This is a genomic window from Mycolicibacterium sp. P4_G11, from assembly GCF_056555145.1.
In genome coordinates this window covers 72,101-85,865 of the sequence record NZ_JBFUJW010000015.1, presented here as the reverse complement: position 1 = coordinate 85,865, position 13,765 = coordinate 72,101, and the positions used below count along the sequence as shown (strand labels likewise).

Here is a 13,765-nt window from a genome sequence, read left to right as displayed (position 1 = left end):
TCGATTCCCTTCTGCCGGCCCGCCACTTTCGCCTCAACCGCGCGGTTACACACAGCGCGGCTGCAAGTGCGACGCCGGTTGCCAGCTGCTTCTTCATGGGTTCGACGATGGCAAGCCACCCGGCTGCGCGCTAGAGCACATGGACCCATGGTCGCGGACAACCGGCCTGGCACGACGGGTCACTGTGGCATGGCACTAGGGACCAATTCCCCTGCCGCCGGCAGCGTCATCACACCTACCGTCGACGAATAGTCAGTTCGGTGATGTCAGGAGAGTGTGGAGATGTACAAATCAGCTTCTCCGTCGTCGGCCGTCGTAGTCGGCATAGACGGCTCACGCTGGTCGGTGGACGCTGCTCTGTGGGCGGTCGACGAAGCCGTCAGTCGCGATGTGCCCCTGCGCCTGCTCTACGTGGTCGAGCCACGGGGCAATGGCGCTGTCGATCCGCAGCAGGAAGCTCAAGACTTGGCGTGCGCCGACGTTTCCGTGCGGCGGGCGTTGGTCGCCGTCGAGTCCACCGACAAGCCGGTCAAAGTGGAATGGGAAGTCCTGCAAGGCCATCCGTCACAGGTTCTGCTGGACGCAAGCCGATCAGCTGATCTGCTGTGTCTGGGCTCGCTCGGCATCGCGCACGCGACGGGGCACCGCCTCGGTTCCACCGCGGCGACTTTGGCCACGGCTGCGCCGTGTCCGGTAGCCATCGTTCGGAGCGGCAGCCAGCACGCGACGACGCGGCCCCGGCACGTCGTTGTCGAAGTCGACGAAGGCCCGGACAGCACCGTTGTCCTCGATGCCGGGATCAGCGAAGCTCGGCTCCGCGGCGCGCCTCTGACAGTGCTCGCAACGCGGCAGAACTCACACCCGGACGATCGGCAGAAGATCAAGGACGAAGGGGCCTGTGCGCGTCTGGACAAACGCCTCGCCCGTCACCGCACAGCCAACCCGGACATCGAGTTCAACCCCGTCGCCATCCACGGGTCCACCATGAATTATCTTGATCGCCAGTCAGATTCGATTCAACTGCTGGTAATCGGCAGACGTCGGAGGCCGGGGATGGGCGAGATCGTAGGGTCGGCGCGCTCAGGCTCCGCCCAGGTGAACTGCACGGCACTGATTTGCCAACATAACCAGCGCTTGTAGCCGCAGCCTGGCCTATCGTCATGAGCAGGACTTCAACACGGACAAGCACGCCGGCGGCGTTCAGAAGGGCAAGGAATGGTCACAGTATTTCTCGTCGATGACCATGAGGTCGTACGGCGCGGACTCATCGACCTGTTGAGCGCGGACTCTGATCTGCAGGTCATCGGCGAAGCCGGAACCGTGGCGCATGCGCTGGCTCAGATTCCCGCACTCAAGCCCGATGTCGCTGTCCTCGACGTCCGTCTACCGGACGGCAACGGCATCGAACTATGCCGGGACCTGCTGTCACGCCTGCCCGACCTACGCTGCCTGATGTTGACGTCGTTCACCTCCGATGAAGCCATGCTCGACGCAGTCCTGGCAGGGGCCAGCGGCTATGTCATCAAGGACATCAAAGGCATGGAACTGGCCGAGGCGATCAAGGCCGTCGGCGCCGGACGGTCGCTACTCGACAATCGTGCCGCGGCCGCGTTGATGGCCAAGCTCCGCAACGCAGCCGAGCGGTCGGACCCGCTTTCGGGACTGACCGATCAGGAGCGAGTGCTGCTGGACCTGCTCGGTGAAGGATTGACCAACAAGCAGATTGCTGCACGGATGTTCCTTGCGGAAAAGACGGTGAAGAACTACGTCTCACGTCTGCTCGCCAAACTCGGCATGGAACGGCGAACCCAGGCAGCGGTATTTGTATCCAAATTGGACCGACCGCAGCGCTCGGACTACTGATACGCACTCGGCGTCATATTCCCGGCGCACCTCGGCCGTGATGGCAGAATCACCCATGTGACACGCCACGACAGCAGTGCCGAGCATCCGCTGCGAGCGCCGCTATCCGGACTGCGGTTGCGTGAACTTCTCAGTGAAGTTCAGGACCGCGTGGAGCAGATCATCGAGGGCCGCGACCGCCTCGACGGTCTTGTCGAGGCGATGCTCACCGTCACGTCCGGTCTCGAACTGGACGAGACGCTGCGAACCATCGTGCACACCGCGATCGAGCTGATCGACGCACGGTACGGCGCCCTCGGAGTGCGTGGCACCGACCACGAGCTCGTCGAATTCGTCTACGAGGGCATCGACGAGGAGACCCGGTGCAAGATCGGCCCGCTCCCCCAGGGCCGAGGGGTGCTCGGCGCGTTGATCGATGAACCGAAACCCATTCGGCTGGAAGACATTCGCACCCATCCTGCCTCGGTGGGGTTTCCTGACCACCACCCTCCCATGCGAACTTTCCTCGGTGTGCCGGTGCGCATCCGCGACGAAGTTTTCGGCAACTTGTATCTGACCGAAAAGGCATCCGGGCAGCCATTCAGCGAGGACGACGAAGTGCTCGCACAAGCGCTGGCCGCGGCGGCCGGCATTGCCATCGACAACGCGCGTCTCTATCGCCAGTCGCAGCAACGCCAGGCCTGGATCGAGGCCACGCGCGATATCGGTACCGCCCTGTTGTCGGGCACCGAGCCGTCTCAGGTGTTCCGTCAGATCGCAGAGGAAGCACGTGCCCTGACCGACGCGGACGCGACGCTGATAGCGGTTCCCGACGACGACGATGCGCCGAGCAACGAGATCACCGAACTGCAGGTCATCGATGTCGTCGGCGATGTCCGGGCATCCTCGCTGGAGGCGCCGGTCGCCGACGGGCCCATCGGCCATGCCTTTCACCAGCGGACGCCCGTGATCTGTCGGGCGGCGGACCTACCCGAGGCGCTGGCGGTCGACATGGCATCGGCACTGGTGCTCCCGCTGCGCACCACAGGGAGCGTCATCGGAGTCCTGATCGTGTTGCGGCGCACGGGCCGGCAGGATTTCACCGCGGATCAGCTGGACTCGATGGCCGCGTTCGCCGACCAGGCCGCCCTGGCCTGGCAGCTGGCCGCCAGCCAGCGCCAGAAGCGCGAGCTTGATGTGCTGGCCGATCGTGACCGAATCGCCCGCGACTTGCATGATCACGTCATCCAACGACTGTTCGCGGTTGGTCTGACGCTCCAGGGCGCGATTCCGCGTGCCAAGTCCAGCGATGTGCAGCGTCGCATCACTGACTGCGTCGACGACCTTCAGGAAGTCATCACCGAAATCCGCACGGCGATCTTCGATCTACACGGCAGCACCGCCTCCACCACCCGATTGCGACAGCGGCTCGATGCGGCTGTCGCCTCGTTCTCCAGCCATGAATTGCACACCACGGTCCGCTACGACGGCCCGCTGTCCGTCATCGAGCCGGACCTGGCCGATGATGCCGAGGCCGTTGTGCGGGAAGCGGTGAGCAACGCCGTCCGGCACGGCAAGGCCAGCGCGGTCAGCGTCACCGTGAACGTCGACAACGACTTGCGTATCGAAGTGGCCGACAACGGCCATGGGTTGTCGGACAGCATCACCGAGAGCGGTCTGGCGAACCTGCGCGGGCGGGCGCGAGACAATGGCGGTGACATGACCGTGGTACCCGGCGTCGACGCCGGCACTGTCCTGCGGTGGTGGGCGCCTCTACCCTGATCGGTGATGCGTGGACGGCCGGCCACCTGCGGACTCCTTGGTCGGCCTCGCGCCACGTGGCGCGTCATCGACCCTCAGACTGCGCTCGGTAGCAGCTCGACACGAGGGACCAATGTCCTTGGCCGGCAATGCCGATGGGCACCGGTTCTGCCGGCAGGTGGTCATCGGACGAAACCGTTCAGTAAGTGACGTAATGCTCTGTCGATCAGGTCGGATCGGCTGCAGGATCGATGCATGAGAAAGAGCAGTGTGCGTAATCCAGGCCGCACCGCATCGATCTCGACCATTTGTTCTGCGAGGTGAATCAGATGTCCAAGACGTTCCCCGATCATCAGACGGTTTGCGCGGCCATGGCGCTCGCAACCCGCGCGCCCTCGGTCCACAACACGCAACCGTGGCGGTGGCGGATCGGCTCGCACAGTGTGCACCTGTACGCCGAGTCGTCACTGCACTTGGTCCACACCGATCCCGACGGGCGCGACCTGCTGATCAGTTGCGGTGCGGCACTGCACCACGCGACCGTCGCTTTCTACGCGCTGGGCTGGCAGCCAACCGTACGCCGGTTCCCCAATCCGGCCGAGCCCGATCATCTCGCCGCGATCGAACTCACCCCCTGTACTCCGGAACAGCCTGACATCGCCCTCGCCGCAGCGATTCCGCGGCGCCGGACCGACCGGCGTTACTACAGCGGCTGGCCCGTGCCACTGGGAGACATCGCTCTGATGACCGCCCGTGCAGCCCGCCTGGGTATCGGACTGCGCCGGGTAAAGCTGAACGACGTCCTCACAACCGCACTGCGCCAGGCGGTTTCCCAACACGTGCAGGACCTGGACTACCTCACAGAACTGACGATCTGGAGCGGGCGCTATGCATCAGTCGCCGGGGTACCGGCTCGAAGTACACCACCGCCTGACCGCAGTGCCGCCCTGCCCAGCCGCATCTTCGCCGGCCCCGCGCTCGGCCAGCCCGCGGGTACCACGGCCACCGATGACAACGGATCACTGTTGGCGCTCGGCACGACAACCGACGCTCCGATTGATCGGTTGCGGGCCGGCGAAGCAACGAGCGCAGTGCTGCTGACGGCTACCGCACAGGGGCTGTCCACCTGCCCCGTGACCGAAGCGCTGGAGAATCCTGAGTGCCGAGCCATCGTCCGAACTGACGTATTCGGCGAAGAGTTGTTCCCGCAAATGCTCATCCGTGTCGGCTGGGCGCCACTCAATGCCGACCCACTACCGGCAACCCCTCGCCGCCCACTGACCGATGTTGTTTCGCGCCTTCATGACGACGATCCAGCGAATTGATAGCCCTGTCCTGCAACGGGATCGACGACCGGCACGATCTATTCGATGAAACGGAGTTCGGACAATGAGCGCACAACCTCACATCCAGCACCGCACCCGGATGTTCGCTCGGGTGCTCGGACCCTACCTCGTCATCGCAGCTGCCTCGCTCGTCACCCGGGCCGCGTACGTCAAGACTCTGATGCACGCATTCGGTGACAACTCTGTATGGCCCTGGATCACAGGCGCATTCGTCTTGCCGATGGGACTGGTCGTAGTCACACTGCATCCGCATTGGCGTGGCATTGCCGCAGCTACGGTGTCCGTGTTGGGATGGTCGACGGTACTCAAGGGAGTGGCCTTGATGACCTTCCCTCGGGCGTACCTGTCGATGGGACAAGACGTCATGGCCGCCGCACCGTGGTGGCAGATCAGTGTGGTCGTCACAGGACTGGCCGGGCTGTATCTCACAGCGGTCGGGTGGTACCCGAATAGTCAATCAGTCCCATCCGTCACCTCGACGCCCGAATCTTGATGAATTCCAGCGATATTCGACCCAACTGACGACGTCAGATTGTTACGACATCCAGATTCCCGGAGTCGGCGTCATTCAGCGCACGTGCGATCAGCGCCATCACCGTTCGAAGATCGTTGTTTGCGCGGTACAGATAGACCGAGGCCATCTCGATGTCGGCGGCGTTCTGATTCCGAAGTCCCGTCAGGCACGCGCTGAATCCGAAACCGAAATCGTCGAGCGTCTGTTGCAGGGCGGCAGTCAACGTCGGATCCGGGCTCGGCAACAACGTGTGTAGTTGCGGCAGGACTGCCTGGCCGGCTTCGCAGGCCCGCTGCATTCCGGCCATGTCAGCGTTGGCTGCCGCGGTGGCAATGTTGTCTCGCTGCGTCAGCAATGCGTCGAGTGGTGATTCAAGTTCGGCAAGCCATGCGTGCAGTTGTTGCGGCATGGACGGCGCTTGCTGTTGTGCCGTGGCAACTCTCGCCGGCGCCACGGCATCATCCGGTAGCACCAGGCGGACGAGCGAGAAACCGCCGAACATCCAGCCAACGGCCACCGCGGCCGTGATCAACGCCGCCGTGCTCAAGACGAGGAGGCGGCCCTGGCGGTCGCTTTTCGCGGAACTACCGAGCGAGTGCACGTCGCCATCGGCAACAAGACGCACATCGCGGTCTTCACAGGCGGAAACGACCATCGGAGAATCCTCCCTACTAATCAAGGCCTCAGCGGGCAGCCACTCGATGGTGCTCCATTCAGGTGACCACGGCTCGGGCCAAAAGTCCTCCGGCACATAGCCGGAAGGCTCCAGACCGCCTCACGTCGAGAGCAACCTCCAAACGCGCTGCCTCGCAGACCTCACCGCAGTAGGTGCCGAAGGTCCCTATGACCGCTGCCCATCAGCCCTGCCGTTGAACCGCAGATGAGCGCAACATCATTCACGAATACCCCACCATTGGCGGGCCGGCGCGTAAAGGACATCGATGAACGATAACCAGCTCACCGCACTCGACGCCGGTTTCCTGCAGGCCGAGGATTCCGACAGTCATGCCAATCTTGCTGTCGCCGTGCTGGCCATCATGGAAGGTCCCGCGCCGGACTTCGCGGAACTGCAGGCTGTACTCGATGAGCGGTCGGCAACCCTGCCACGCTGCCGCCAGGTGCTGCATTCATTTCCGCTCGACCTCAGCGCTCCAGAATGGGTGCCCGCACACAATTTCGATATCTCCCACCATGTCCGCAGACTCACCGTGACAGCTCCAGGTGATGGCACCGCGGTCCATCGCGCGGTGGCGAATCTGATGGAGCGCAGGCTCGACAGGTCCCGTCCCTTGTGGGAAGCGTGGATGCTGGATGGTCTGGCTGATGGTCGTTGGGCGATCGTGATGAAGCTGCACCACTGCATCGCCGACGGCGTTGCGGCGACAGCGATGCTCGCTGGAATCTGCGACACCCAATGGGAAACCCGCGATGAAATACCCAGCCTCCCTTCACGATCGGGCCGACTTCCGCTCCGCGGTTTCAATCCGATCACCTTCGGCACCGATGCATGGCGGATGATGAGATCGACCGCGCGCAGTGGTGTGCGCATGGCATTCGGGGCTGCTCAACTCGTCGCCGGCGTGCTCACCACATCCACACAGCCCCTCAACGGTCAACTCAGCGACATGCGCCGATTCAGCGCTGTCGAGGTCTCGCTAGGTGACGTCCAGTTGGTCGCCAAACGGTTCGGCGTCACCGTCAACGACGTAGCCCTGGCCGCCATCACCGACGGTTTCCGGTCAGCGATGCTGCAGCACGACCTGCAACCTTCGGCTGGGCCGATCCGCACCGTGGTGCCGGTCTCCGTCCGGCCGGCCGAACTACTCCATGTGCCCGACAACCGCGTTTCGGTGTTGCTGCCGGACCTACCCGTCGATCGGCCGGATCCGCTTGAGCAGCTTCGACTGGTCCACAAGAGGCTGACGACCGCAAAAGGCAGTGGGCAGCGCCAAGCCGGCTCCTTGGTGGTGGCCGCAGCCAACCTGATTCCGTTTCCGATAATGGCATCGGCGGTGCGTCTGCTGGGCCGGCTTCCGCAACACGGCGTGGTTGCGGTGACGACCAACGTCCCCGGCCCCACACAGCGGCTGCGCCTGATGGGCCGTCGGATCGCCGAGCTTGTGCCAGTACCGCCCATTGCGATGGGCATGCGCACCGGCATCGCCATCATGAGTTACGCCGACCGCCTGGCCTTCGGCGTCATCGGAGACTACGACGCCGAGCTCGCCGCGGACGATCTCGCCCGCGGCATCGAGCACGGGATCGCTCACCTGGTCGCCGTGGCGTCCGCCGCGACACACACTCGCCGACTGGGCAACCTGATGCTACTCAGCGGCTAGCGCACCGCCAACGAGCCAGCCTATCGACTACGAACGGAGTAACCATGATCGATCAGCAATGGGACGCGGACAACTCGATCCTCACCATTCGTCCCGAATCACCTTTGAGTACCAGCGATTTCGCCGCGCTCGCCCAAACCGTCGACCCAAAGATCGAGCAAGGCAGTGACCTCGGCGGCCTGATCATCGATGCGCCACACTTTCCTGGGTGGGATAGCTTCGGCGCGATGGTTACCCACATGAGGTTCGTCCACGATCATCACAAGCACGTGAAAAAGATTGCTATCGTGACCGATTCGCCGATGGCGGGTGTCGCACAGCACCTGGTGTCGCATTTCATCGCGGCGGAGATCCGGCCGTTTCCCACCGGCCAGGTTGACCACGCCAAGGAGTGGATCACGGGTGCAGGGCAGTCTGAGGACCCAAGACCCTAGTCACCGCGGCCGCCTGCGCGCACAGTCGTCATATGACTGGGACACAGATCGTCGAAGCCGCGGTGGGTGCCGCACTCCTCTACGCGGCGCGACGGTACTACCGCAATTGGGGTACGACGAAGCAGGAATGCGAAAGGCAGTTGCCGGGTGACGGGCTCGTGCGCTCGCCGGCGCTGCAGTCGACCGAGGGCATCTTGATCGACGCACCGGTGGACGCGGTCTGGCCCTGGCTGGTGCAGCTCGGCCAAGACCGCGCCGGTTTCTACACCTATCAAACGCTCGAGAGCCTGCTCAGTCGCGATTACCACGGCGACCAGGCGATCCGTCCGGAATGGCAGCGACTCGGACCGGGCGACCCGATACGCCTCGTGCCGCCGGGCCGGCTCGGCGGTCGCGGCGATGTGTTGCTCCGCGTTGCGCATGTCGTCGACAAGAAATCGATCGTGCTTCGCGGGACACCTCCTGAATTTCCCTGGGACGCAGTCTGGTCGTTCCATCTCGAGCCCCATTGGGATGACCAGTGCCGCCTGCTGGTGCGCACCCGGGCCGGGCTCCGCCACCCCGGCCAGGTCTTCGTCACCGAAGCAGCCAGTCCAGTGGTATCGCTCGCCGTGCGCGGAATGCTGCTCGGGATCAAGGAGCGAACGGAGGCGACTGTGATGACGGCGCGCACCCCGCAACCCGCGGCTTGACAACAGGCGTCCAGCGGCCAAATGTCTTAGCAGCAGATGTTTCTGGAGATCAGGCTCAGGGTATGGCCCTTTTGGTGACCTACACCAGGTTCCGCCTGGCACTACGACCCTGGATAGTCGCAGTACTCGTCGGACTTATCGGCTACTGCGCCTTCCCACTTCAGTGGGTGATCGGCTCTCCCCTCAGCCCGACATGGTCCTACATCAGTGAACTGGCGGTCGCCGGCCAACCGTATTATCTGATTTTCAGGATCGGCGATCTCGGCGCCGGCATGGGCCTCGCGGTACTCGCCGGCGTCCTGGCGATCTGGCGCCCATCATCATTGATGCGGATTGGGAGCGCTGCGCTGGCGGTCGGTGCCGCCACTTCGATCGTCGACGCCCTCTCGCCCATGCGCTGCGCCCCATCGGTTGACCCCCAATGCTGGGCTGCCGACCACGCTTCCTTACCGACCCAGCTGTCTCAATTGCACACCATCTCCGGGGTAGTCGGTTTCACCGCGGTCGTCATCGCGATGGCGGCCTATGGCGCCGCACTGGGCAGCCAGCCACGCACGCGCCAGCTGGGTTGGGTCGGGCTCATCGTCGCGGCGACCGGCGCGGCACTCGGTTGCATCGAAATCGCGACTGCGCTCGCGGATACAGATTGGACAGGGCTCTTCGAGCGCATCCATGTTGCCGTCGTCAGCGCGTATCTCCTGGCGCTGACTCTCGTAGTCGCACGCACAACGAACTCGACCTATGGACGATCCGTGCTCAGTTCCGCTCCGGACTGAATGGCGAGTCGCAAGGTTCCCTACGACGGCCTCGCGCGATCAATGACCCATCATGCCGGGCATGCCCATACCCGGCATCATGCCGGCCTGCATGGGCATTTCATTCGGCGGCAGACCACAATTCGCCCGGCGATCCATCATCGGCTGACGGATGTTCTTGATGTCGGCGGCGACATCTGGATGCGCGTCCAGGTAACCCTGCATCGCCATATGCCGCTCGTGCGGACTACCCGTCTGCATTGCCTGCCGGAACACCTGCTCCACGTCGGGGTGCGCGTCGAGGTAGTCGGCCATCTGATCCATCACCGCGGCGTGACTACGCATCATCTCCGAGGGCGAACACGGATCCCATGGTTGGGCACCGGCTGCACCCGCCACGGTCAGCGCGAACGCCCAGGTGGCAGCCCCGGCGACAACAGCCTTAAGGACGCCTCGGTAACCATTACCACCATTGACACAGTTACTCATGACGAAAAGTCCCTTCTGGTTGTCTAATTCGCCACTATCCGGTAGAAGCGTTACCTGACAACAACATTCATCGTGACGGACACACTGTCATTCAGTGTTTGGATCCCAGCGCCAGTCCGTCACCTCCGGCATATCCTCGCCGTACGTCCGGATCCAGTCACGATGCCGATCCTGAGCCGCGATCATGTCGGCGCGCAGTGCGCTCGCAGCCGCCCCCTCCAGTCCGGGCGTCAGGTCGATCGTGTCGATCACCAGCTGGAAACGATCCATCCTGTTCAGCACCAGCATGTCGAAAGGCGTCGTCGTCGCGCCCTCTTCCAGATATCCGCGCACATGCAGGTGTTGATGGTTGCGTCGGCGGTAGGTCAGCCGGTGAATCAACGACGGGTAGCCATGATAGGCAAAGATCACCGGCCGGTCAGTGGTGAACAACGTGTCGTACTCCGCATCGGTCATGCCGTGCGAATGCTGGGTGTCGGACTGCAGCCGGAACAAGTCGACAACATTGACGACACGAATCTTCAGCTTCGGCAGACGGTTTCGCAGGATCGACACCGCGGCAAGCACTTCAGTCGTTGGCACGTCGCCGGCACAGGCGAGTACCACATCGGGCACTGAACCCGCATCGGTGCTGGCCCATTCGAAGATGTCCGCGCCGCGTGCGCAGTGCACCGCGGCTTGCTCCGCGGTCAGCCACACCGGAGCGTCGTTCTTTCCCGCGACGATCACGTTGATGTAGTCCCGGCTGGCAAGACAGTGCGCCGCCACCGACAGCAAGGTGTTGGCATCCGGCGGCAAGTAGATGCGGGCAATTTCGGCACGCTTGTTGGCGACATGGTCGATGAAGCCGGGATCCTGGTGCGAGAAGCCGTTGTGGTCCTGGCGCCACACGTGCGAGGTGATCAAGTAATTCAGCGACGCGATCGGTTCACGCCACGGCAGCTGCCGACTTACCTTGAGCCACTTGGCATGCTGGTTCACCATCGAGTCCACGACGTGGGCGAAAGCCTCATAGCTGTTCAGCAGGCCATGTCGGCCGGTCAGCAGGTAGCCCTCGAGCCACCCCTGACACAGATGTTCGGAAAGGACCTCCAGCACGCGCCCGTCATGGGCAAGATGCTCGTCGGTCGGCAGAACCGCAGCGTTCCACTGCTTCCCGGTGACGTCGTACACATCGCCAAGTCGGTTCGACGCGGTCTCATCGGGTCCGAACAACCTGAAGTTGCGGTAGCAGGCGTTGCGGACCGTGACCTCACGCAGATACTGACCGAGTGTTCGGGTCGGCTCTGCGGTGGCGTCGCCGGGCCTCACGGTGGAGACCGCAAATTCCTTGAAGGCAGGCAGGTGCAACGGCGTCAGCAAGAGGCCGCCGTTAGCGTTGGGGTTCGCGCCCATCTGACGTTCGGGCGCCGGAATGTTGTCGGTGACCAGCGTTGTCGGGCAACCCATCTCGTCGAAAAGCTCATCGGGACGATAGGAGTACAGCCATTCGACGAACTGCCTGCGATGTTGTGGGTCGGTGCGGACGTCGGCGATCGGGACCTGATGCGCACGCCAAGTCCCCTCGACAGGCAGACCGTCGACCCGCCGAGGTCCGGTCCAGCCTTTCGGTGTCCGTAGGACGATCATCGGCCACTGCGGGCGCGGTAGTGGTGAGGAGGCAGTGCGGGCAGCATTCTGGATTTCGCTGATCATCGCCACGGCACGGTTCAACGCCGCAGCCATGTCCTGATGCAACTGTTGTGGATCGTCGCCGCCGACGTAGATCGGGTGATGGCCGTATCCGCGCAGCAGGCAGTCCAGTTCGCCGTCAGTGATCCGAGCCAGCACAGCCGGATTGGCGATCTTGTACCCGTTGAGGTGCAGGATGGGTAGCACTGCGCCGTCTGTCGCCGCGTTGATGAACTTGTTTGAATGCCAACTGGCCGCCAGTGGCCCGGTCTCTGCTTCACCGTCGCCGATGACGCACGCTACCAACAGATTCGGGTTGTCCAGCGCAGCCCCGTAGGCATGTGCGAGCGAATACCCGAGCTCGCCGCCCTCGTGGATCGAGCCGGGAACTTCCGGTGCCACGTGACTGGGAACGCCACCGGGAAAAGAAAATTCGCGAAACAACGTAGCCATGCCGTGGCCATCACGTGCGATATCTGGACGTGTTCGGGTGTAGTTGCCCTCGAGCCAGGCGTTCGCAAACAGTGCCGGCCCGCCGTGCCCGGGACCGATGACGTACATCGCATCGAGATCGTGATCGATGATGGCGCGATTCAAGTGCGCGTAGATGAAGTTCAGTCCCGGGGAGGTGCCCCAGTGTCCCAACGGGCGCGGCTTGATGTGTTGACGCTCCAACGGCGTTCGCAGCAGCGGGTTGTCCATCAGATAGATCTGGCCGGCGGTGAGATAGTTTGCGGCCCGCCAGTACGCATCAACCGATCGCAGTCGCGCCGCCGGCAACGGCTCGCTCAACTCACGTGTTGCGCTGGTCATCGGGTGGACTCTCGGGCATGGGGCCGAGCAACGAACACGGGGCAATTCGCGTGATGGATCAGCTTGTGACTGGTAGAGCCGAGGAACAGCCCGGTTGCGTCACCGCGCCCATGGCTTCCGGTGACGATCAACTGGGCGTGCTGAGCATGGCCCAGTAGGGCCTCCGCCGGATGGCCGACTGCGGTGATGCGACGGACGGTGACATCGGGGTATTTCTCCTGCCACCCCGCCAATCGCTCAGCCAACAGCATCTCCTGCTGTTCCTCGCGGGCCCGGCCGGTCAGGTCGTTCCAAGGCGGTTCGGAGTAGTAGAAGTAGGCCGGCACGTAGCTCCACACCAGAACCGCATTCAGTTCCGCGCCACGCATCGAAGCTTCCTCGAACGCCCAGGCGATCGCATCTTCGCTGTCTGCACCGCCGCTGATCCCGACCACGACAGAACCCGTAACGGGCACCCCGGGCGCACGGACCACGACCACCGGGCTGTGCCCGTGCGCTGTCAGCGCCACCGCCACCGACCCGGCGAGCAGTCCGGTGAACGCATTGAGTCCGCTGGAACCCAAGACGGTCAGGAACGCGTCCCTCGACAGGTCGATCAGCACCCGGGCTGGGCGACCGGCCTTTCTGGTCAGAGCCACCTCTAGATCAGGGTCCAGCACCTGGACGTGATCCATTGCTTCGTCAAGAAAGCGTTGGCCAGTCGTTTCCAGATACTTGAAGAAGCTCTCCGACGCACCGGGGTTGAATCCCAGCGCAAAACTCTCGAAGTCGACGGCGTGCACCAGTCGCAGTGGCAGGTTGCGCAACTGCGCTTCGTTGACAGCCCAGGTCAAGGCAAGTAGCGACGAGCTCGATCCGTCGATTCCGACCAAAATATAAGGGCGGGGCGATAATTCGGTCACAATGTCCTCCGATGATTCTGCCGATCCGGTGTGTCCACGACGCTACGAGCGCGGCCCCTCGGGGTGCTATGGCCGAAAGTCACTCGTTGAGTGACCAGTAGCCACCGTTGAAGACCGTCGGCCCCGCGGTGACTCCTGGGGAACTCCCAAGGCCTTTGTGCCCTCGACCCAAATACATACCCGGGCGACGATGCGATGACACATCCA

At 63.4% G+C, this 13,765-nt stretch carries 13 protein-coding genes; 9 read left to right on the top strand and 4 right to left on the bottom strand.

Annotated features, from left to right (window positions below):
* Positions 1-282 precede the first annotated feature (282 nt).
* The 5 genes from AC1U2B_RS26755 (at position 283) to AC1U2B_RS26735 (ending at position 5,442) form a co-directional block, all read left to right on the top strand.
* Positions 283-1,140 carry a universal stress protein gene (locus AC1U2B_RS26755; RefSeq protein WP_260938438.1) on the top strand — a complete coding sequence of 286 codons (858 nt, stop codon included), beginning with the start codon at positions 283-285 and terminating at the stop codon, positions 1,138-1,140.
* A gap of 75 nt (positions 1,141-1,215) precedes the next feature.
* Positions 1,216-1,863 carry a hypoxia response regulator transcription factor DosR/DevR gene (gene dosR / locus AC1U2B_RS26750; RefSeq protein WP_260938437.1) on the top strand — a complete coding sequence of 216 codons (648 nt, stop codon included), beginning with the start codon at positions 1,216-1,218 and terminating at the stop codon, positions 1,861-1,863.
* A gap of 57 nt (positions 1,864-1,920) precedes the next feature.
* The gene (locus AC1U2B_RS26745; RefSeq protein WP_480219161.1) at positions 1,921-3,624 is read left to right on the top strand and encodes a GAF domain-containing sensor histidine kinase; all 1,704 of its coding nucleotides are present in this window, start codon (positions 1,921-1,923) and stop codon (positions 3,622-3,624) included.
* Between the two features lie 308 nt (positions 3,625-3,932).
* Entirely contained in the window at positions 3,933-4,928 is a 996-nt protein-coding gene (locus AC1U2B_RS26740) for an Acg family FMN-binding oxidoreductase (protein WP_260938435.1), read from the top strand.
* A 64-nt stretch (positions 4,929-4,992) separates the two neighbouring features.
* On the top strand, positions 4,993-5,442 hold the full coding sequence (locus AC1U2B_RS26735) for a hypothetical protein (RefSeq protein WP_480219160.1): 450 nt from the start codon (positions 4,993-4,995) through the stop codon (positions 5,440-5,442).
* A 34-nt stretch (positions 5,443-5,476) separates the two neighbouring features.
* On the opposite strand, the gene AC1U2B_RS26730 is transcribed toward AC1U2B_RS26735, so the two are convergent.
* Complete coding sequence (locus AC1U2B_RS26730; RefSeq protein ID WP_480219159.1) at positions 5,477-6,118, bottom strand: hypothetical protein; 642 nt, start codon at positions 6,116-6,118, stop codon at positions 5,477-5,479.
* Between the two features lie 286 nt (positions 6,119-6,404).
* On the opposite strand from AC1U2B_RS26730, the gene AC1U2B_RS26725 reads away from it, so the two are divergent.
* The 4 genes from AC1U2B_RS26725 (at position 6,405) to AC1U2B_RS26710 (ending at position 9,704) form a co-directional block, all read left to right on the top strand.
* Positions 6,405-7,802, top strand: a complete 1,398-nt coding sequence (locus tag AC1U2B_RS26725; protein WP_480219158.1) for a wax ester/triacylglycerol synthase family O-acyltransferase — start codon at positions 6,405-6,407, stop codon at positions 7,800-7,802.
* 44 nt (positions 7,803-7,846) lie between these two features.
* Positions 7,847-8,236, top strand: a complete 390-nt coding sequence (locus tag AC1U2B_RS26720; protein ID WP_260938431.1) for a SpoIIAA family protein — start codon at positions 7,847-7,849, stop codon at positions 8,234-8,236.
* Positions 8,237-8,268: 32 nt separating this feature from the next.
* Positions 8,269-8,928: an SRPBCC family protein gene (locus tag AC1U2B_RS26715; RefSeq protein ID WP_480219157.1), complete on the top strand. Its 660-nt coding sequence runs from the start codon at positions 8,269-8,271 to the stop codon at positions 8,926-8,928.
* A 74-nt stretch (positions 8,929-9,002) separates the two neighbouring features.
* Positions 9,003-9,704 carry a DUF998 domain-containing protein gene (locus AC1U2B_RS26710; RefSeq protein WP_480219241.1) on the top strand — a complete coding sequence of 234 codons (702 nt, stop codon included), beginning with the start codon at positions 9,003-9,005 and terminating at the stop codon, positions 9,702-9,704.
* A gap of 39 nt (positions 9,705-9,743) precedes the next feature.
* On the opposite strand, the gene AC1U2B_RS26705 is transcribed toward AC1U2B_RS26710, so the two are convergent.
* The 3 genes from AC1U2B_RS26705 to AC1U2B_RS26695 all read right to left on the bottom strand — a co-directional run bounded on the left by AC1U2B_RS26705 (position 9,744) and on the right by AC1U2B_RS26695 (position 13,558).
* Positions 9,744-10,172: a hemophore-related protein gene (locus AC1U2B_RS26705; RefSeq protein WP_480219156.1), complete on the bottom strand. Its 429-nt coding sequence runs from the start codon at positions 10,170-10,172 to the stop codon at positions 9,744-9,746.
* An 87-nt stretch (positions 10,173-10,259) separates the two neighbouring features.
* A complete protein-coding gene (locus tag AC1U2B_RS26700; protein ID WP_480219155.1) occupies positions 10,260-12,656 on the bottom strand; it encodes a phosphoketolase family protein in 2,397 nt (798 codons plus the stop codon).
* The gene (locus AC1U2B_RS26695; protein ID WP_480219154.1) at positions 12,653-13,558 is read right to left on the bottom strand and encodes a universal stress protein; all 906 of its coding nucleotides are present in this window, start codon (positions 13,556-13,558) and stop codon (positions 12,653-12,655) included. The genes AC1U2B_RS26700 and AC1U2B_RS26695 overlap by 4 nt, the downstream gene beginning before the upstream one ends.
* Positions 13,559-13,765: the final 207 nt, after the last annotated feature.